The sequence below is a fragment of the Acinetobacter sp. YH12063 genome, from assembly GCF_013419715.1.
GTDB lineage: Bacteria > Pseudomonadota > Gammaproteobacteria > Pseudomonadales > Moraxellaceae > Acinetobacter > Acinetobacter amyesii.
Genome location: NZ_VOZO01000013.1, coordinates 73,055 through 93,035, shown reverse-complemented (window position 1 = coordinate 93,035; position 19,981 = coordinate 73,055). Strand labels below are relative to the sequence as shown.

The following is a 19,981-nucleotide window of genomic DNA, read 5'->3' as shown; positions in this document are numbered from 1 at the left end:
AATGCCGGAGAGAAACATGGCTGATCAACCAGTTACGAGAGAAAAGTTAATTAATGCCGATATTGATGTGGATAATCTTGGCAAGGCGGTTAATGGGCTGGGTGTTGTTAATCCGCGTTATGGCAATTCATATAAAACAATCCCTCAGATTGCGCGTGAATATGATAAAAATAGCGGCACAAAAGGCTTTAACACGCTTGCAGAGTTTGAAGCAGTTAAAGCAACTATTCCAGCGCACACCGTTATTAATATTGGCGAAACGGGTCCGAATCAGGGGCAGAATTTTTGGAACGGCACAACACTGACAAAGAGTGCTTATGATCCATTATCGCAATCAAAATCATATACAGATGCTTTAAAAGATCAAGTTTTTAAGACATCAGGAAAGAACCTTTTTGATAAGTCAAAAGTTGTTCGTGGTGAGTATTACTATGCCACAGGCGGCAAGATCGCAGCATCTACAAGCTGGCGGAGAAGTGGTTTTATTCCAGTGATTGCTGGGAATACTTACACTCTTTCTGGAAACATATCTAGTAACTCTTTTATCGCATGGTATGCAACGAGTGACAAAAACTCTAATGCAATCAGTCACAGTACCTCTAAGGTTGCTCAGGTTGCCCCAACTGGTGCTAATTTTGCAGTTTTTAACCTTACAAATACAAGCCAAGACGATACAACGTATGACAGTACAGCCCAATTTGAGCTTGGTAGTGTAGCCACAAGCTATGAACCTTTTACAAAAAAGATTGATAAAGATGACGTATATGGTATTGATGAAATAGAGCAATCTATATCTGAAAAATTAACATCAGATGATGTTCTTGAGTTTAAATCTCATAACCTAATTGATCCGTCTAAGTGTGATTACGTACGTCGCTACTCTATAGTATCAAAAGGATTTTCTACTGACACATTGGCTATAGCAGCTTCAGCATATATCCCTGTGATTGAGGGTGAATGGTATGTGATTAGTGGTGAATATTTTGGAAATACCACAACACCACAGGGCGGTTATTTTACAAGTGCCGCAGCAACCACAGCACTCGATAATATCACATGGTCAAAACCAGTGGATAATGTTGGTCATTGCTTTAAAGTTCCTGTAGGTCTAGGCATCACTCATGTTGTTATAAACTTAAAGAAAACGGCAGTCGGCTCAACAACTTTAAATGGAAACGTGCAATTAGAATTAGGTGAGCAAGCAACTACTTATCAGCCTTATTTAGAAAAAGCACAAATTAAAACATCACTCTTACCATCGAATGGTGGTGGTAGTGAGGCAACAGTAACATTTAATGATGCTGCTTGGTATAAATACTCTAAAGCTGATGGTGCAAAAATCTACCAGGATAAACTGCCAAAGTTTAGAAAAGCAATGCTTTTGAAGAACGAAGATGTTGTTGTTGTAAATACTGGTACATCGTTGACAGCACGTACTTCTGAGCATTGCACTTTGCGATCAGATGCACCTTTTAGACCTCCGATGATGCACTCTAATGCTTTCTGTTCTCATATTTGGGATGCGTTGAAGTGGGATGGACAACAGTATCGTCGTTATGATTCATCGTATTTTACTGAAACAGGCGCATTTTTAACTTCTTCAAATCTGACTGAATGGGATGATGGTCCTTATCGAGATGGTTTAACCCGTTATTCAGAAAGCGCCAATGCTGCCGTTCAGTTCGTAATTCCTGTCAATGCATGGCAATTCAACTTTATTTATCGTACTGATTCGGTCGGTTGTGATGCAAAAGTAGTTGTTGCGGAAGGTGTAGGAAAGGTTCAGGTCTTTGATGAAGTAAGCCAAACATGGGTGGAGGCAAATAACTATACATTTAGTCAACTTGAATCCACACCGACTACACGAAGTATTAATGTCCCAAACCCATTAGGCGTTGTTACTGCAACAACATTGCAAAGCAAAGCGAATACTACATATCAAAAGCGATTAAAAATGCGTTGTAGGAATACGGATGGTACTTTCACTTCACTCGACACAACAAAAACCTTAACTATTTCACGGATTGGTGGTGGTGTACGCTTTATGTACTGGGGTGTTGAATGGTCGCCACGTCAATTCATGATTACTTACATCAATAGCGCTCGTGGATCTCATGCAACCAATGCTGCCGCAGCACTGAACCGTGGACTTCCGCTTTACCAAGATAATGAGATTTGGGGTTTCAAACCCACATTAATCCTATCAGAGCTAGGAATCCATAATGACGGTGCTGGTGGCGCAGGCAGTTATCCAGTAGGTACTTTCGAAGGTCTAGCCTATAACTATGTTGCTAATACTGATTACGAACTGTCGATGTTTAGTCGTGCTGCACACTTTGGTTTAACACCAGAATATGCATTCTTTACAGCGTCGATTACTTGGAACTTTAACGGCATTTCGGACGATGGGGCATTACTATTCGGACTGCAAAATAAATCAACCAAAGGCGAGGCTCAAATGATGACAGCTTTGGATAAAACTCAAGAAGCTATTGAGTATTTAAGAAGTGCTAATATTCCTGCAATTGATGCGACAAAACATTGGGTTGAGGCTGGTTTCGCTATCTTTGGAGACCTGAAATCAGCAACAGTTGGTAGTGGTAAAGATGGTGCAACTTTCACTAATGAAGGAAGTCATTGGAACAACACTGGATCACTGATTATGGCTAAAACTGTAATCAGCGTCATTTAACACACAACATGGCTCATCCAACCCTGACTTTTAATTAAGTCGGGGTTTTTTATTGCCAAAAATTAGGGGGCGCAATGTCGAATACGACACAAATTGTAGATGCATCTGGACCAGTAGCAACAGGCGCAGGTGCAGGGCTAACTGTTGTAAGTTGGCTTGCAACGTGGGATTGGGGTTTTTTAGTCGGTGTCATTATCGGATTGGCTGGTCTTGCGATCAGTTTTGCAAACCACTTATCAAATAAGCAATTTCAAAAGCGCAAAGATCAACGTGAGCAGGAAGAACATGAACTGAAAATTGCGAAATTGCGAGGGCAATGGGATGCAAAACAAGACTAAAATTTACGCCACATTATTAGCAGCTTCGGCTGCTTTTTTTGTGGGTTTAGAAAAGTATGAAGGTTACTCAGCAAAGCCGTATAAAGATTCAGGTGGGGTTGTAACACAGGGTATTGGATCTACAACCAAACCAGATGGTAAGCCAATCAAAATGACTGATCCACCTATCACGCGCAAGACCGCTCAAGACTGGGCAAAAGCGCACGTGTCTAAAGATGAGATTGCATTTCGAAAGTCACTTGAAGGCGTGAAACTTTCGCAAGTTGAATACGATGTGTACCTCGATTTTTCATACAACTTCGGTGCTGCGAATTGGCGCTCATCTTCAATGCTGCGCAACTTAAAGCAAGGCAAATATAAAGCGGCGTGCGATTCATTACTCAAATGGAAGTATGTGGCGAAACGTGATTGCTCGGTGCGGTCAAACAATTGCTATGGCGTTTGGACCCGACAATTAGAACGTCATCAAAAATGTATGGGAGCGCAATAGTGCCATTATTACTTTGGAAATATAAAACATGGATCGCAATTGCGGTCTTTTTTGTTTTATACGTGGGGCAAATTGCTTACACAAATCATCTAGCGGGCAAGTTGCGTATCGCTGGTGAGCAATGTAATGCAAAAATCCAAGAAATTGAGCAAAAGTACATTAAGGCTTTAGCTGAAAAACAAAATCTAATTAATCAGGTAAGTGCAGATTATGAAACACTTAAATCCGAGCAACGCATTAAAACAGAAACAGTCACACGTGAAGTTCAAAAAATTATTGAGCGGCCTGTTTTTCGCAACAACTGCTTTGACAGTGACGGCGTGCAGCAACTCAACTCACTTATCGCCAGTGGTGCCAGCAAACCTCCTTGAGCCGTGCGCAGATCTGCAACAACTTGAGTCAGGGCAGGGTAAATCCTTAATGCTTTGGTCAATTGATACGGTTGCTAAATACAATGACTGCAAGGCGCGTCATGGTGCAATTGTGAAAGCCCTTAAATGAGGCTTTTGGTGCAAACCCTACGCAACTCGGCGTGTTGGGGTTTGCTGTTTTAGAATACATTAAATTATTAAAATGTGGATGAATACTAATCCAATCGGTTTGCAATCTCGCTTGCAGTAGCATTGTAGTAAACCATCAAACTGCGTAAATCTTTGTGACCAATCATTCTAGCCAAGTCCAATACTTCTAATTTCTGAGCAAGCCTTGTACATGCTTCATGTCTTGAGTCATGAAAATGCAAATCTTCAATTTCACACTTATCCCGCAACTTTCGCCAAAGTGTATCGAAACTAGCATCTTTCACAGTAAATACATTATGGCTATCTATTCCCCTCATCAATTCAAGTAGTTCAACAGCACGCTTAGAAAGTGGAACGTGCCGTTTTGTACCGTTCTTTGTTTCTTCAAGCGTGACATATCTATCTTTTAAATAAACCCGATCCCAAGTCAGTCCCCGAATTTCACCAGCTCGCATAGCTGTTTCAAGCGCAAGCAAAAAGGAAATTATAATTTGCTGAGTAAAGTTATCGGGCGTCTGATTGTTGAAGTCAGCCGCAAGGCAAAGCCGATCAATTTCATCCTCTGTGATTCGTCTGTCACGGTGTGCGGGCGGTGGTGGCATCTTTAAATCACTCATAGGTGATTCATACACCCATTTCCATTCTGTACGCGCTACTGTAAACAAAGCTGACAGTATATTTCCTTCACGTCTAACCGAAGCAGGCTTGACTGTTTTCAGCCTAGTGTCACGCCACACCACAAAGTCATCTGTAGATATTTTAGCAATGTGCTTTTTACATAGTTTAGGAAAGTTTTTCTGAAATGCCTTGAATCGTTTAATTTCAGAATCGCAGCCTTTGTGTTTTGGGCACACTTCTGCAATGTATCTTTCAATTGCACAATTTAATGTATAATCAGGTAGCTTTCCGCGTGATAACTCTCTTAATTCAGTTTCACGTTTTGATGCCCATGCGCGAGCCTGAGTCTTAGTGTCGAATGTCGCACTTTCCCGGGTACCATTCACACTAATCTCAGCTCGCCAAGCATCACCCCTTTGTCTAAAGGTGGCCATATTTTTCTCTCAATAAGTCTTGGCGTAATTTTGGCGTAATCAATATATAGGGAATAGTAAGGAATAATAAGAAAACATTAAACTATTGAATTGAAGAGATAGACTTAAAGTTATAAAAACAAAGGAAAAATAAGAAAAAATAGTGAATAGTAAGGAAACATTAAATTTCGGAAAGTGCCCGCTGAGCGCACCATTTTTTAGTTTTGACTGTTTAACTAAATTTTGCGAATCAATAGCTTTTTTTATTACTACTTTTCTATTCAACCCGATCAATCTCAAAGCCCAATATTGCTTTAGCCATCATTGATGTATCTTTTTCTATATATAAAATTCAAAATATTTCTCAGTTCTTTTTATTCTAAGTTCAAAGTCATACAAAACATCTAAATTGAAAGCTTATAAAGAGTGAAAATAGAAAGTTCACTGTATTTATATCTGCATCTAAATGAAAAGAATCTATTGAAAACACGATTATAAAAGTCATGCACCAAAATAGTGGAGCTTGGAAACTTAATAGAACACTTATCGTTTTGTATTGCCTAAATAAAATAGGAAAACGATTGGTGTTTTAGTATTAACATACTGAAAAATAACAAAAAATTAATTTTGGCATAATGTGTGCAATACAGTATTCAAACTTGGATACAAGAATGAGCACATCAATGAACTCAATAAAAACTTTAGGCTGGACTTTAGCGGAATGGAAAGCGGGCTACACGAATAACACAATTCAACTCGAAGACTTATATGCCTTGGTCGAGCAATTTGATTTTGCAGATCCAGCATGGATTTCCATTGCATCTATAAAGCAATTAACTGCGCAGATTGAAGCCTTAAAACAAAATGAAAATGCTGCGGCCTTACCTTTATTTGGTGTGCCTATTGCAGTGAAAGACAATATTGATGTGGTGGGCTTTGCGTCAACGGCTGCGTTTAAATTATTTACGGACATAAAAACTGAAGATGCCTATGTGGTGCAACGCTTAAAACAAGCGGGTGCGATTATTGTAGGCAAAACTAATCTAGATCAATTTGCCACAGGATTGGTCGGTACACGTTCGCCATTTGGTGCAGTGCCGAATACTTTTAATTCTGACTTTGTAAGCGGTGGTTCAAGTTCAGGTTCAGGTAGTGTGGTGGCGCGCGGTTTAGTCCCGATTGCACTCGGTACAGATACTGCAGGTTCAGGACGAATCCCTGCAGCTTTCAATAATATTGTCGGTTTAAAGCCGACCAAAGGTCGCTTTTCAAATACAGGCTTATTGCCTGCCTGTAAGAGCTTAGATTGTATTTCAATTTTTGCCTTAACCGTCGCTGATGCAACTGCAGTGGCAGAAGTTATAGAAGGTTTTGATGTAACCGACAGCTATTCACGTGTGAACCCAGCAACAGCGCCTGCAAAGTTCAGCGCACAATTAAAGTTAGCCATTCCAAAACAGTTAGAATTTTTTGGCGATGCTCAATCTGCTGATGCATTTCAGCAAGCACTAACTGAATTAAAAAACTTAGGTGCAGTACTAACTGAAATTGATTTCAGTCCTTTTGCAAAATTGGCTGCACAACTGTATCAAGGGTCATGGGTAGCAGAGCGTACGGCAGCCGTAGCTGAAATTTTAGACAGCCATGCAGATGACTTTGATCCAACAGTTTTAGAAATTATTCAAAAAGGCCAGCAGTACACTGCGGTGGATGCTTATAACGCCGAATATTTAAAGCAAGATTTGGCACGCCAAATTCAGCAAACCTTAGCGCAATTTGATGCCTTAGTGGTGCCAAGCTCGCCAACCATACACACGCTTGCTGAAATGGCTGAAGCGCCAATTGAAAATAATAGCCACTTTGGCACCTATACCAACTTTACTAATTTAGCTGACCTCAGTGCCATCGCTGTACCTACAGGCTTTCGTGCCGACGGGCTGCCTTTTGGAATCACATTCATTGCGCCGGCTTGGCACGATACGGCTCTAGCAGACTTTGCAGAAAAATGGCAAAACCACCTGAAATTACCACTTGGTGCAGTAGGCAAAACATTGCCTGAAGTAGCTTCAGTCATTTCTGCACCATCAGCACAGCATTTTCGAGTTGCGGTTGTAGGGGCACATCTCACAGGTATGCCACTCAATTTCCAACTGACAACACGCCAAGCCGTGCATGTCGAAACCACAACCACTTCTGCCGATTACGCCCTCTATGCACTGCCGGGCACAGTACCGCCGAAACCAGGTTTAGCGCGTCAGGAAGCGGGGCAAAAAATTATTGTCGAGCTTTGGGATATTCCAAAAGCACGCTTTGGTGAATTTGTCGCAGAAATTCCAACACCACTGGGTATGGGCAATGTCGAGCTTGCCGATGGACGTTGGGTGAAAGGCTTTATTTGTGAACCTTATGGCCTAGACGGTGCAAAAAATATTAGTGAATTTGGTGGCTGGCGCGCCTATATCCAATCACTGCAAGCAACAACAGCAAAATCAAATTAAAAAAATTCGGGGAAATAATCATGTTTAAAACAGTTTTAATTGCAAACCGTGGTGAAATTGCTGTTCGTGCAATTCGTACATTAAAGAAACTCGGTGTTCAGTCAGTTGCCGTGTATTCAGAGACCGACCGTTATGCACAGCATGTGTTAGATGCAGATGTAGCGGTTTCACTTGAAGGTGTTAAACCTGCAGAAACTTATTTAAGTATTGAAAAATTGATTCAAGCAGCCAAACAAACTGGCGCTGAAGCAATATTTCCCGGTTATGGTTTTTTATCTGAAAGTGCCGACTTTGCCCGTGCATGTGAGGAAAATAACATTGCTTTTATGGGGCCAACGGCTGAACAAATTTTAGAGTTTGGTTTGAAGCATCGTGCACGTGAATTGGCTGCGGCCGCCAATGTACCCATGACACCAGGCACAGGTTTATTGGCAAGTTTGGATGAAGCACTCGCATCTGCTGCAGAGATTGGCTATCCAATCATGCTGAAAAGCACCGCAGGTGGTGGCGGAATTGGTTTAACCCGCTGTGATGATGAACAATCATTAAAAGATGCGTATGAAAGTGTAAAGCGTCTAGGCGAGCAATTCTTTAAGGATGCAGGGGTGTTTCTCGAACGTTTTGTCGATAAAGCCCGTCACGTAGAAGTACAAATTTTTGGTGATGGTTTAGGTCAAGTCGTTGCCTTTGGGGAGCGCGATTGTTCATTGCAGCGCCGTAACCAAAAAGTCGTTGAGGAAACACCTGCACCGCACTTACCAGAAGCAACCCGTCAAAAATTGCACCGTGCTGCTGTAGAGCTTGGTCAATTGGTGAAATACCGCAGCGCAGGTACGGTTGAGTTTATCTATGATGCTGCCCGTGATGAAGTGTATTTCCTTGAAGTGAATACCCGTTTGCAGGTTGAACACCCAGTCACTGAAATGGTGACGGGTTTAGATCTGATTGAATGCATGCTGAAAGTGGCGGCAGGTGATGCTTTAGATTGGGAAAAACTCAGCAATATTCAGCCCAATGGCGCTGCCATTGAAGTGCGAATTTATGCGGAAGATCCAGTGAAAAACTTCCAGCCAAGTCCGGGTGTGTTGATGGATGTGTATTTCCCTGAAGATATTCGTGTGGATACTTGGGTGTCTACAGGGACTGAAATTTCACAATATTTTGACCCGATGATTGCCAAAATTATTGTGCATGCTGCAGACCGAGACAGTGCGATTGCTAAGTTAAAAATAGCCTTGGCGGAAACCCGCTTGAATGGCATCAGCACCAACTTAGACTATGCACATACCGTAGTATCAGATGCACGCTTTGAAAATATGCAAATCTGGACACGTCTACTGGATGATTTTAAATACGTGCCAAATGTAATTGAAGTGCTACAACCGGGCACGCAAAGTTCGATTCAAGACTATCCGGGGCGTGTAGGCTATTGGGATATCGGCGTACCGCCATCAGGCCCGATGGATGATTATGCATTTCAGTTGGCCAATCAAGTTGTCGGTAATCCAAAATCGGCAGCAGGTTTTGAGTTTACCTTACAAGGACCAAGCCTGAAATTTCATGCCGATAGCATTGTAGCCATTGCAGGTGCGCCATGTAGCGCGACTCTAGATGGTGTGAATGTCGATTTTTGGCAGCCGATCAGTATTAAAGCCGGGCAAACTTTGGCACTCGGACAAGTTGAGTCGGGTTGCCGTACTTATCTTGCGATCCGTAACGGGCTAAATGTACCTGAATATCTAGGCAGCTGCTCAACCTTTGCATTGGGTAATTTTGGCGGTCATGCAGGGCGAGTGCTGCGTGCAGGTGACATGATTAAAATGGTCAATCCAAGCTTGCCTTTAGATGGACTGGAAATTGCTACAGCAGCACCACAAGCTTTGGCAGCAGAGCGTATTCCAAGCTATGGCAAAGAATGGAAAATTGGCGTGTTGTATGGTCCGCATGGTGCACCAGATTTCTTTAAACCTGAATATATTGAAGAATTCTTTGCTTCAACATGGAATGTGCACTTTAACTCAAACCGTTTAGGTATTCGCCTAACAGGCCCGACACCATGCTGGGCACGTGAAAATGGCGGTGAAGCAGGTTTGCATCCATCCAATGTGCATGACTGTGAATATGCTATTGGGGCGATTAACTTCACTGGTGATTTTCCCGTGATTTTGGCTAAAGATGGCCCAAGCCTCGGTGGCTTTGTTTGCCCAGTCACCATTGCCAAAGCAGAACTTTGGAAGATTGGTCAACTGAAGGCAGATGACAGCATCAGTTTCTATCCAATGAGTGTGGAACAAGCCAATGCCTTGGAAGTTCAGCAAATTGCCGATATTCAAAACTTTGCTCAAGCACCTGAAAAGTCAGCGTTGGTCAATTTTGAATGCAAGCCTGAAGGGATATTGGCTGTGCGTGAAGCGGATGCACATGCGCCAAAAGCGGTCTATCGTCAGGCAGGTGACAGTTATATCTTGTTGGAATATGGCGAAAATGTCCTCGATCTTGCATTACGCTTACGTGTTTATCGACTGATGCAGCTCATTCGTGAAGCGAACATTGATGGCATTTTAGAGCTTTCACCAGGTGTACGTTCACTGCAAATTAAATATGATGGATTACGTTTCAGCCAAGCGAATTTGATTCAGTTCTTATTGGGTCTGGAAAATGAAATGGGCGATTTGAGCCAAATCAAAATTCCATCCCGTATTATTCACCTACCGATGGCATTTGAGGACACAGCAACTTTAGGTGCTGTAGAACGCTATCAAGAAAGTGTTTGTGCCAAAGCGCCGTGGTTACCAAATAACGTCGATTTCATTCAGCGTATTAATGGTTTAGATAGCCGTGAGCAAGTCAAAGACATTATTTTTGATGCCAATTACCTGATTTTAGGTTTGGGCGATGTGTATTTAACTGCACCTTGTGCCGTGCCAATTGATCCGCGTCATCGTTTGCTCAGCTCGAAATATAATCCTGCACGTACCTTTACTGCAGAAGGGACTGTCGGTATTGGTGGTATGTACATGTGTATTTATGGCATGGACTCACCGGGCGGGTATCAGTTGATTGGCCGTACATTGCCTATTTGGAATAAGTTTAAAAAGAACAAGCAGTTTGGTGATCAGCAATGGTTCTTACGCTTCTTTGATCAAATTAAATATTATGAAGTAACCGAAGCTGAACTGGATCAATTCCGTGCTGACTTTGCCAATGGTGTGGCGGAAATCAAAATTGAAGAAACTGAATTTGATTTTGCAGCCTATCAAGCCTTTTTGGAAACAGAGAAGGACAGTATTGCCGAATTTAAAGCGCAGCAGCAGCAGGCATTTACAACTGAAGTTGAACGCTGGAAAGATGAGTTCGATGCGCCTGCGGAAATAGAAATCCTGCAAGATGATACTGACTATAGCCAATTTGCAGCCTTGAATGCATCGATGACCGGCAACATTTGGAAAATTTTTGTCGAAGCTGGACAGTCTGTGAAGAAAGGTGAGACTGTAGCCATTATTGAAGCGATGAAAATGGAGCTTCCAGTCTATGCCGATGATGACGGCATAGTGAAAGCGATTATCTGCCGTGCAGGACAAACGGTACATAGCGGTGAACCGCTGGTTTATATGGAATAAACATGACCACAACCACCATTGTTGGGAAAAGCTCAGACAACTTGTCTGAGCTGGTTTTCCAAAAAATAAAAAACGATATTTTTGATTTCCAGCTCAAACCGGGCGCACGTTTTACCGAATCTGAAATTGCTGAATTATATGAAGTAAGCCGTACACCCGTACGGCAGGCTTTATACCGTTTACAGCAAGATGGCTATGTAAGGGTGCATTTTCGTAGCGGTTGGGAGGTGAAGCCGCTGAACTTTAAAGCTTATGAAGAACTGTATGATTTGCGGATTTTGCTGGAATGCTATGCCATTGAGCAGCTCTGCAAAATGGATTCAGACCAGCTTAAACAGGCTTTACAGGACTTGGTGAATCTGTGGTGTATTCCGCCGGAACAGTATTTGCATGATTTGAAAACGGTATCGATGCAAGATGAAGCATTTCACTGCCAATTGGTTGAAGCAATTGGCAATAGTGAAATGGCAAAGGTGCATCGGGATGTGAGTGAAAAAATCCGTATTATTCGCCGTTTAGATTTTTCTAAAGATTATCGTATTGAAGCCACTTATGCAGAGCATCAACAGATTTTGCTGTTGATACTCGCACATGATGTGACAGCTGCACTGGAGAAGATGCGCAGCCATATTCAGCAAAGTAAAGAAGAGGTGAAAAAAATTACTTTGGAAATGTTGGCGCGAATGGCATAGAAGTATTTTCAAAAGATCTAGCTCACGATAAGCCACGGTAGTGTATTTTACGAGTCAATCTGTGTCGTTCAAGTAGCGCTTAGAGCTACAAATATCTGTATTCATTGGTTAATATGATGGAGAAAAATAAAAAAGACCACGAAGGGGAGATTCTTTATTTCAACTTTAGAAAACGCGATTTCTTTGGCGACTGAACGCCATTTCGGACAAGTCGATAAAGCGGAACAAGCCTATATTCAACATCCACTTCGTGTGATGCAAAATGTGCAACATCCCGATGCTAAAATCGTCGCTGTATTACATGACATTTTAGAAGATACAGAGACAACGACGGATGAGCTTCGCGCTATGGGTTTTCAAACGCATATTATTGATGCGATACAGGCACTGACAAAAGCAGCAGGTGAGAACCGATTTCAAGCTGCGCAGCGTACTGCTAAAAATGCAATTGCTTGTGAAGTAAAACTCAGTGATTTGTATGACAATATGGATTTATCCCGCCTAACAACGGTCACAGCAAAAGATCGACGTCGTTATCAACAATATGTAAAAGTTAAACATCGATTAGAGCATGCTCGGAACGTCCATTTACATCTGATCGAATTAAATCTAACAACAGATTATCCGAGATTTCAATTTCAAAGTTCAAAGCAAAATTTTCAATATTTGCTTAATGCGATGTTTGATCTAGAGCATTCATTAGGTGGCGTTCAGATTGGAAGTCCACATGAGTGGTGGATTTTATTTGAAGATGTCAGCGCATATTTTGCATATTGCCAAAGAAAGGGTGCCGTTCCCAAGCAGGCAACATTCTTAGATTTAATTTTAACCACAGATCGGGACTATTTCGGTGGCATCTTTCAATCTGAACAAGATCGGCAATTATTTTTCTCTATGTTTAACGTCTTTATGCAAAATCATTTTTATCGCGTGGAAACTGAAGGCTGATTAGATAGATTGCATCAGCAATAGAATAAAATCACCTTTGATTGATGAATTTTATCTAGATAATTAGATGCTGAGTGTCATTTAAGAATATCTCGAAATGCTTGATTTCGAGACGTTTAAAGTGATTCCATCCATTGACATCTCCAATGAAACATGTGGCCATGCTTGCTGAACCTTATGCCTCAATCCTACATGGCATCATGGTGGCTGCAGGATTTATTATTCCGTCTTTAGTGTTGATGTGGTTGTATAAACGCAGTGAACGCCTTAGCCAAGCTGCATAAAAAAAGCCCTCACATTTGAGGGCTTTTAATTATTTTACTTCGGGTAAATCAAACCAAATCACTTGAGCATCTTCAAGCGCTTCAATTTTGCTAGCTTCTAGAAAGGCGATTGCGCCACCAGCTTCAACGGTATGTTCAGCAATTTTCACTGAGCCTGAAATGACATGCACATAGTTGATGTGTTGTGTTGCTTCAATGTCTAAAGATTGACCTTTAGAAATGACTGCTGTTTTCACTTCAGCTTGTTGGCGAATATGCATCGGTGCATTGTCATTCGGTCCAACAATTAAATGCCATTGATCTGGTTGATCACGTGGATCGCATTTAATTTGCTGATATGTCGGCTCTGCATCACGTTCGTTTGGAATGATCCAAATTTGTAGTAAATGTACATCTTCATCACCTTGGTTCATTTCGCTATGGCGCACACCTGTACCTGCGCTCATGAGCTGCCATTCACCCGCAGAAATGCCACCATGGTTGCCCATGCTGTCTTTATGCGTAATGGTGCCTTTTAACACACAGGTCAAAATTTCCATGTTGTCATGTGGGTGTTGACCAAAACCTTCATGTGCTGCAATTAAGTCATCATTAATTACACGAAGCGCACTAACGCCCATGTATTTCGGGTCATACCAGTTACCAAAAGAAAAGCTGTGTTTAGACTCAAGCCAGCCCATTTTTACGTGACCACGGTTTTCACTTGGATGTAAAAAAGCATTCATGGCATTCATCCTTATCTTAATTATTGAACATATGCCTATTTTAGGATTGAACTAAATAGTGATATATAGTTTTTTAGCGACAATTCATCCTATTTTTGCAACGCTCAGCCAAGATAGAGTTTTTTGTTATACATAAAGGCGCAACTATAAAAAAAGCCTGCACGAAGCAGGCTTTTTTAAATATGACTAAAATTATTCTAAGAATTTAACAGTCACACCAGATTTCACTTTCTTACCTAAGTCATTTGCATCCCAGTTAGTCAAACGAATACAACCGTGTGATGCTGTTTTAGAGATAGCAGATGGGTTCGGTGTACCGTGAATACCGAATGATTTTTTGCTCAAGCCAATCCAGATATTACCAACAGGACCATTTGGACCAGGTGGTAAAGACAATGGTTTTTTGTTGTTGCCTTGCACAAAGTTAGACGGTGAGTAGCTGTACCATGGGTTTGGTGCAACACCTGTGACTTTGTATGTGCCTGTAGGCGATGGAGTATCTGAACTACCAATCGTTGCAGGGAATGAACCGATCATTTGGTTGCGGCTATTAAACAAGTAAAGTTGTTTCGCGCCTTTATGTGCAACGATCAGGTGAATATCTTCAGGAACTTCGTTACGAATATTCGCTACTAAGATTTTTTCGCCGGCTTTTTTAAATGTCGCTTTTGGATTCAACTTTTTCAAAAAGTCTTCGTCCATGTGGAATTTTTCACCCAACATTTCAGTTACACGTGTGTAGTACAAGCCTTTCATTTTTGCTTGTAATGCATAGTCGTGTGGAATTGATGCTGCATAAGGACCTTTCAAGTCTGCGTCAGTCAACGTATATTCAATAAATGCAGGTTTAGAACCTTGTTTTGCAATCAGCGCATCCCAAGTTTCTTTAGTTAAAGTCCCTGTAGGTTTCAACCCATTCATTTGTTGGAATGAAGCGATCGCCTTTAGGGTATTTTTACCACTGGTACCATCAATTGCACCCGGTGAAGCATGTGCATTATTGAGCATGACATGCGCACGTGCATAAACAGGGAATTGACCTTTACCAATGTTGTCATACCACTGAGCATTATTTAGGTCATTTAAACCCCAAGCAACTTTGGCAGCAGGCGAAGTTGGTGTTGGAGTTGTAGCAGTCGCTGTAGCAGGTGCAGCACCGATGTCGGCTTTAACATCTTCTGATTGTTGCAAGCTGTCTAAAGTTTGCGATGCTTGGTTCAGATCTTCTTGTTCTTGAGCGCTAATCTGGCTAGTTGCAGATGAAGCTTCAGTCGCTAACGGATCAATGGGATCCTGAACTGCAACATTAGTCACTTTTTTTGGCGTTAATGGTTGTTCAGCAGTAGATGCGGCAATAGCTGTACCAGCAAATATGCAACTTAGGCTCAGTGCGAGCATGGTGCGAACGAACATGTAATTCAACCTTAAGAATTATTCATTTACTGTGTATTAAAAACTGGCTAAGTATTACAGAAAAAAAGTGGAGATGCAGTAGTTGTTTTGTGTAAATATCATTTTTGGCACTCAACATGATCGGTTTTTAAATGCTTGAGAAGTTATTATATTTACAACCTTTTTGATATGATGATGCGAATATCGAATTAAGTTGGGAAAGTGAATGACGACCTTAAAAAATGATCGTTTCTTGCGTGCCTTATTACGTGAACCGGTAGATGCAACTCCGGTTTGGATGATGCGTCAGGCTGGCCGTTATTTACCAGAGTATCGTGAAACACGTGCAAAAGCGGGTGATTTCCTATCTCTTTGTAAAAATACAGAATTTGCTTGTGAAGTTACTTTACAACCTTTGCGTCGTTATGACTTAGACGCAGCTATTTTATTTTCAGACATTTTGACAGTACCTGATGCGTTGGGTTTGGGACTGTATTTTGAAGCAGGTGAAGGTCCGAAGTTTCATAAAACTGTACGTACCGAACAAGATGTACTGAATTTACCTAAGTTTAATGCCAAATCTGACTTAGATTATGTCATGAATGCAGTGACTACGATTCGTTCAGCATTGGGCGGACAAGTTCCTTTGATTGGTTTCTCAGGCAGTCCTTGGACACTGGCAACCTATATGGTGGAAGGCGGTTCAAGCAAAGATTTCCGTTTTACGAAACAAATGATGTATGCACAACCTGAAGTACTGCATGCTTTATTAGACCGTTTGGCTGTGGCGGTGACTGAATATCTCAATGCGCAGATTGATGCAGGTGCCCAAGCTGTACAAATCTTTGATAGTTGGGGTGGGGCATTAGCACACCGTGAATACATTGAATTTTCACTAAACTACATGCAAAAAATCGTGGCAGGATTACAGCGTGAAAAAGATGGACGCAAAGTTCCTGTGATTTTGTTTACCAAAGGTGGTGGTCAATGGTTAGAGCCAATGATTGCAACGGGTGCAGATGCCTTTGGTTTAGATTGGACTACGCCATTAAATGTGGCGCGTCAAACAGTCGCAGGCCGTGCAGCATTGCAAGGCAACTTAGATCCAGCAACATTATATGGTTCGCCTGAAGCGATTGCGAAAGCGACGCGTGCCATGTTAGATGATGCATATGCCAACGGTGAAAAAACCGGTTATGTGGCGAACTTAGGTCATGGTATTACTCAGTGGGTAGATCCAGCCAATCCAAAAGCCTTTATTGATACGGTACACGAATATAGTGCCAAGTATTTATAAGGCTTCAAGGAAATAGGTTTAGGATTCAACCGTGGTCAAGATGATAAAATCATGTTTTGAGTTCTCTTATAAGGCAGCTTCGGCTGCCTTATTTGGGATATTACTGTTGATCGCTTTTGCATTAACAGCAGCAATGGGAAGTCAGGAATATTTTGGCTTTTTCCGTTATGACTATTTATTGTTTTATGCACTGATCATTCAAGTGTGTTTACTCTGCTTAAAACTTGAGTCTTGGGCGGAAGCCAAAGTCATAGCACTGTTTCATATCCTTGCAATGGGGATGGAAATATTTCTGACCCATCCACACATTGCCTCATGGCAATATCCGCAGCCTGCCGTTTTCAAACTGCTGACCGTGCCATTATTTGCAGGTTTCATGTACTCGGCAGTAGGAAGTTTTTTTGCACGTTCGTTACGTCTATATCAGGTGTCGTTCAGTAACTTACCGCGTTTTGGCAATATGCTGTGCTTAGCCGTTTTGTCATATCTTAATTTTATGACCAAATTTTTTGTGCCAGATATTCGTATGCTTTTGTTTGCTTGGAGTGTGGTAATCTTTTGGAAAACCAAGCTCAGTTTTCAATTACAAAATCATGTGATTCAGTTGCCCATGTTACCAGTACTGTTGATTTTGGCATTTTTGATTTGGATTGCAGAAAATATCAGTACCTTCTATCAAATTTGGTTATATCCAAGTCAGGTCGATGCATGGCATATGGTCGGTTGGGGGAAACTTGGTTCTTGGTATTTGTTGCTATTACTCAGTCTGGTTTTAGTACTCAAAATCCTTGGAAAACGTGACGAAAATGGTACTTGGTTGCTCAAAAAATAGTGAAAAAGAACGTATTATCTTTAGCCCAAAGTTTTAGATGAAAATGTTTTGCCTTATCTGAAAGATCAAGTTAATCTACAGGTGTGTAATCAAAATTACACATGTTTTAATAATTAAAAACAATGGAATAAAATTCCCTGGAGAAGTGCTATGTTAAAAAAATTAGCTTTAGTTGCAGTCGTTGCACTAGGTTCTACAGCTGCTTTTGCTGACCGTGACGTAGGTTGTGGTGTTGGTTCTCAAGTTTGGGCTGGTCAATCAGGTAAAATTCCTAAAATTTTAGCTGCGACTACCAACGGTATTTTTACTAACCAGTTACTTGGTATCACCTTTGGTACTTTAGGTTGTAGCGGTACAGGTACAGTGACTGCTCAAGCAGTAACATTTACCAATGAAAATGCTGAATCACTTGCTCGTGATATGGCGGTTGGTCAAGGTGAGAGCCTGAATGTTTTGGCTGAGCTTTTAAACATCCAATCAACAGATAAAGCACGTTTCTTTGCTGTGTCTAAAGCAAATTTTGCTGAAATCTATTCAGCTGAAAACCAGTCTTCTCTACAAGTACTTACTTCATTACAAAGCGTAATGGCGAAAGACGAAGTACTTAAAGCTTACGTTTAATCGATGCTTTTAAAACCCTGTCTCTCGGCAGGGTTTTTTATTATCTAAAATATATAAAAATGGATTTGAATATAACTGAATGAAATCAATTGCTTTATTTTGTACTTTTATGATTCCGAGCATTTTATATGCACAACAAGTTGTAGATCCAAACCTCTCTAAAACCGCTGAGGTACAACGATATATTGAACTTGCACAATCAAAAAAACTGTCTGAACACATCAGTTGGCAGCGACTTTTATATACAGATCATAAAGGACAAAGTGAAGTTGCCTATAAAGGTTACTTTTTGGCCGAAGATGGCCGTCAAAATGCCCAAGCCGAATTAGAGGCAGATGTTGCTGCACTGTTTCAACCCGCCGAACCTAATCAAGCCTTTCGTTGTCGTTTCCCTGCGCGTAGTCAGTGGCTGATGCAAGAATTATCCATCCGTTCAGAGCAGTTACCAGTGGTGAGTTGCCCTGAGTTTGATGAATGGTTTGGGAAAATTAAGCCGTATAAAGCGACATTAATTTACGCCACAGACTTTATGGGTAATCCAAGTTCTATGTTTGGACATACCTTATTGCGTCTCGATCCGAAAGATCAAAAAGAGCTAAATTTGGTGTCCTATGCCATTAACTATGCAGCGACAGTTGCAGGTGAAGATAACTGGTCTTATGCATGGAAAGGCTTAACAGGACAGTATCCTGGTGAATATTCCTTGATGCCGTACTACCGAAAGGTGAAAGAATATGGTGATTTTGAAAGTCGTGATTTGTGGGAATATGAGCTAGCACTGACCGAGCAAGAAACCAGTTATTTGGTTAAACATCTTTGGGAAATGCAAAATGTAAGTTTTCCCTATTATTTTGCCAGTGATAACTGTGCATATCGATTATTGGGCCTAATGGATTTGGTTCGCCCGACACTGAATTTAACCGAAAAATTTAAAGTCGCTTCCATTCCTGTTGAAACGATTAAAGCGATCAATGATGAACAACTGATTCAAGCAGCGGTGTATCGTCCTGCATTAGAAACGCAGCTTTTATCACAAGCGCAGCAACATGGATATCGTTTAGCACGTGAAGCGCATAAGCTCGCTGAAATTGAACCTGCGATGATGTCGACAGCACTCGCTCAGTTTAATGAAGCAGAGCAAGCGAAAATATTAGAAATGGCGTATGACCATCTGTATTTATTGCTGATTGGTCGAAAAGTGAGTGCGGAAGAAACGCAGCCTAAATTGCGTCAAATCTTGGCCTTACGTAGCCAATCTTCACAACCCAAACAACGGACTGAACCTAAGCAGCCAAGTCTAGATCCAGTCAATGGACATCATGCGCGAAATTTTTCAGCCGCAGTAGGTGAAGTTCAAGGTGAAAAATATATCGAACTCGGGCATCGTCAGGCATATCATGACTTGATCGATCCGCAAGGTGGCTTTCGGATTGGTACGCAGTTGATGTTTTGGGATGGCTCGATCCAATATCGAGACGACCAACTCAAACTCAATCATTTTGATTTTTTATCGGTCAATTCTTACAACCCGATCACGCCATTTAAAACACCGCTAAGCTGGGGTTTTAATTTTGGCTGGCAGCAAGTGTCAGTAGATGCAGGTCAATTTAGCGAAACGAAACAACATGGTGTAGCTGAATTAAAAGCTCAATCCGGTTATAGCTGGGCCAATCAGGAACGCACACATTTGTGTTATGTGCAGTCTCAAATGCAGGTGCAGGGCGGCAAGTCACTAGATGATGGATGGCGAGTGGGCCTTGGGCCGACATTGGGTTGCCAAAATATTTGGTCGGAAAAATTCAATAGTTTGGTTCAGGCAGAGCTTCCGTATTGGGAAGACACACATCAATGGAATCTGAAACTCGATGCTGAATTACAATATATCGTCAACCAACAAAATGCTTTAAGACTAGGCTATGAATACCAGCAGCAAGATGATCAAGATTGGAATAAATTGAAATTGAGTTATGTATTTTTCTATTAATTTTTAAGATAGATAA

At 41.4% G+C, this 19,981-nt stretch carries 15 protein-coding genes and 1 pseudogene; 13 read left to right on the top strand and 3 right to left on the bottom strand.

Annotated features, from left to right (window positions below):
* Nucleotides 1–16 precede the first annotated feature (16 nt).
* From FTU12_RS13825 to FTU12_RS13810, 4 genes are all read left to right on the top strand, one after another.
* Nucleotides 17–2,692 carry a hypothetical protein gene (locus FTU12_RS13825; protein WP_180114604.1) on the top strand — a complete coding sequence of 892 codons (2,676 nt, stop codon included), beginning with the start codon at nt 17–19 and terminating at the stop codon, nt 2,690–2,692.
* A 74-nt stretch (nt 2,693–2,766) separates the two neighbouring features.
* Nucleotides 2,767–3,030, top strand: coding sequence for a hypothetical protein (locus tag FTU12_RS13820; RefSeq protein WP_180114603.1), 264 nt, complete (start codon nt 2,767–2,769; stop codon nt 3,028–3,030).
* Nucleotides 3,014–3,520: a lysozyme gene (locus tag FTU12_RS13815; protein WP_180114602.1), complete on the top strand. Its 507-nt coding sequence runs from the start codon at nt 3,014–3,016 to the stop codon at nt 3,518–3,520. Before FTU12_RS13820 ends, FTU12_RS13815 begins: the two co-directional genes overlap by 17 nt.
* On the top strand, nt 3,520–3,891 hold the full coding sequence (locus tag FTU12_RS13810) for a hypothetical protein (RefSeq protein WP_373684165.1): 372 nt from the start codon (nt 3,520–3,522) through the stop codon (nt 3,889–3,891). The genes FTU12_RS13815 and FTU12_RS13810 overlap by 1 nt, the downstream gene beginning before the upstream one ends.
* Nucleotides 3,892–4,106: 215 nt before the next feature.
* Here FTU12_RS13810 and FTU12_RS13805 read toward each other — a convergent pair whose 3' ends face one another.
* Nucleotides 4,107–5,093 carry a site-specific integrase gene (locus FTU12_RS13805; RefSeq protein ID WP_180114601.1) on the bottom strand — a complete coding sequence of 329 codons (987 nt, stop codon included), beginning with the start codon at nt 5,091–5,093 and terminating at the stop codon, nt 4,107–4,109.
* A gap of 662 nt (nt 5,094–5,755) precedes the next feature.
* On the opposite strand from FTU12_RS13805, the gene atzF reads away from it, so the two are divergent.
* The 5 genes and pseudogenes from atzF to FTU12_RS13780 all read left to right on the top strand — a co-directional run bounded on the left by atzF (nt 5,756) and on the right by FTU12_RS13780 (nt 13,114).
* Nucleotides 5,756–7,570, top strand: coding sequence for an allophanate hydrolase (atzF, locus tag FTU12_RS13800; RefSeq protein WP_180114600.1), 1,815 nt, complete (start codon nt 5,756–5,758; stop codon nt 7,568–7,570).
* A 20-nt stretch (nt 7,571–7,590) separates the two neighbouring features.
* Nucleotides 7,591–11,190, top strand: coding sequence for an urea carboxylase (uca, locus tag FTU12_RS13795; protein WP_180114599.1), 3,600 nt, complete (start codon nt 7,591–7,593; stop codon nt 11,188–11,190).
* A 2-nt stretch (nt 11,191–11,192) separates the two neighbouring features.
* Nucleotides 11,193–11,882: a GntR family transcriptional regulator gene (locus FTU12_RS13790; RefSeq protein ID WP_180114598.1), complete on the top strand. Its 690-nt coding sequence runs from the start codon at nt 11,193–11,195 to the stop codon at nt 11,880–11,882.
* A gap of 156 nt (nt 11,883–12,038) precedes the next feature.
* Nucleotides 12,039–12,440 (top strand): annotated as a pseudogene (locus FTU12_RS16550) (guanosine-3',5'-bis(diphosphate) 3'-pyrophosphohydrolase); the annotation flags it as partial.
* Nucleotides 12,441–12,976: 536 nt separating this feature from the next.
* The gene (locus FTU12_RS13780; RefSeq protein ID WP_180040818.1) at nt 12,977–13,114 is read left to right on the top strand and encodes a hypothetical protein; all 138 of its coding nucleotides are present in this window, start codon (nt 12,977–12,979) and stop codon (nt 13,112–13,114) included.
* A gap of 29 nt (nt 13,115–13,143) precedes the next feature.
* Here FTU12_RS13780 and FTU12_RS13775 read toward each other — a convergent pair whose 3' ends face one another.
* Complete coding sequence (locus FTU12_RS13775) at nt 13,144–13,839, bottom strand: pirin-like bicupin family protein (RefSeq protein WP_180088025.1); 696 nt, start codon at nt 13,837–13,839, stop codon at nt 13,144–13,146.
* A 192-nt stretch (nt 13,840–14,031) separates the two neighbouring features.
* Nucleotides 14,032–15,252 carry a L,D-transpeptidase gene (locus FTU12_RS13770; RefSeq protein WP_180066393.1) on the bottom strand — a complete coding sequence of 407 codons (1,221 nt, stop codon included), beginning with the start codon at nt 15,250–15,252 and terminating at the stop codon, nt 14,032–14,034.
* Nucleotides 15,253–15,457: 205 nt separating this feature from the next.
* On the opposite strand from FTU12_RS13770, the gene hemE reads away from it, so the two are divergent.
* The 4 genes from hemE (at nt 15,458) to FTU12_RS13750 (ending at nt 19,965) form a co-directional block, all read left to right on the top strand.
* Nucleotides 15,458–16,528: a uroporphyrinogen decarboxylase gene (hemE, locus tag FTU12_RS13765; RefSeq protein WP_078191978.1), complete on the top strand. Its 1,071-nt coding sequence runs from the start codon at nt 15,458–15,460 to the stop codon at nt 16,526–16,528.
* Nucleotides 16,529–16,568: 40 nt separating this feature from the next.
* Nucleotides 16,569–17,360 carry a DUF817 domain-containing protein gene (locus tag FTU12_RS13760; RefSeq protein ID WP_180109405.1) on the top strand — a complete coding sequence of 264 codons (792 nt, stop codon included), beginning with the start codon at nt 16,569–16,571 and terminating at the stop codon, nt 17,358–17,360.
* A 150-nt stretch (nt 17,361–17,510) separates the two neighbouring features.
* The gene (locus FTU12_RS13755) at nt 17,511–17,981 is read left to right on the top strand and encodes a DUF3015 family protein (RefSeq protein WP_180114597.1); all 471 of its coding nucleotides are present in this window, start codon (nt 17,511–17,513) and stop codon (nt 17,979–17,981) included.
* 109 nt (nt 17,982–18,090) lie between these two features.
* Complete coding sequence (locus FTU12_RS13750) at nt 18,091–19,965, top strand: DUF4105 domain-containing protein (protein WP_257227321.1); 1,875 nt, start codon at nt 18,091–18,093, stop codon at nt 19,963–19,965.
* Nucleotides 19,966–19,981: the final 16 nt, after the last annotated feature.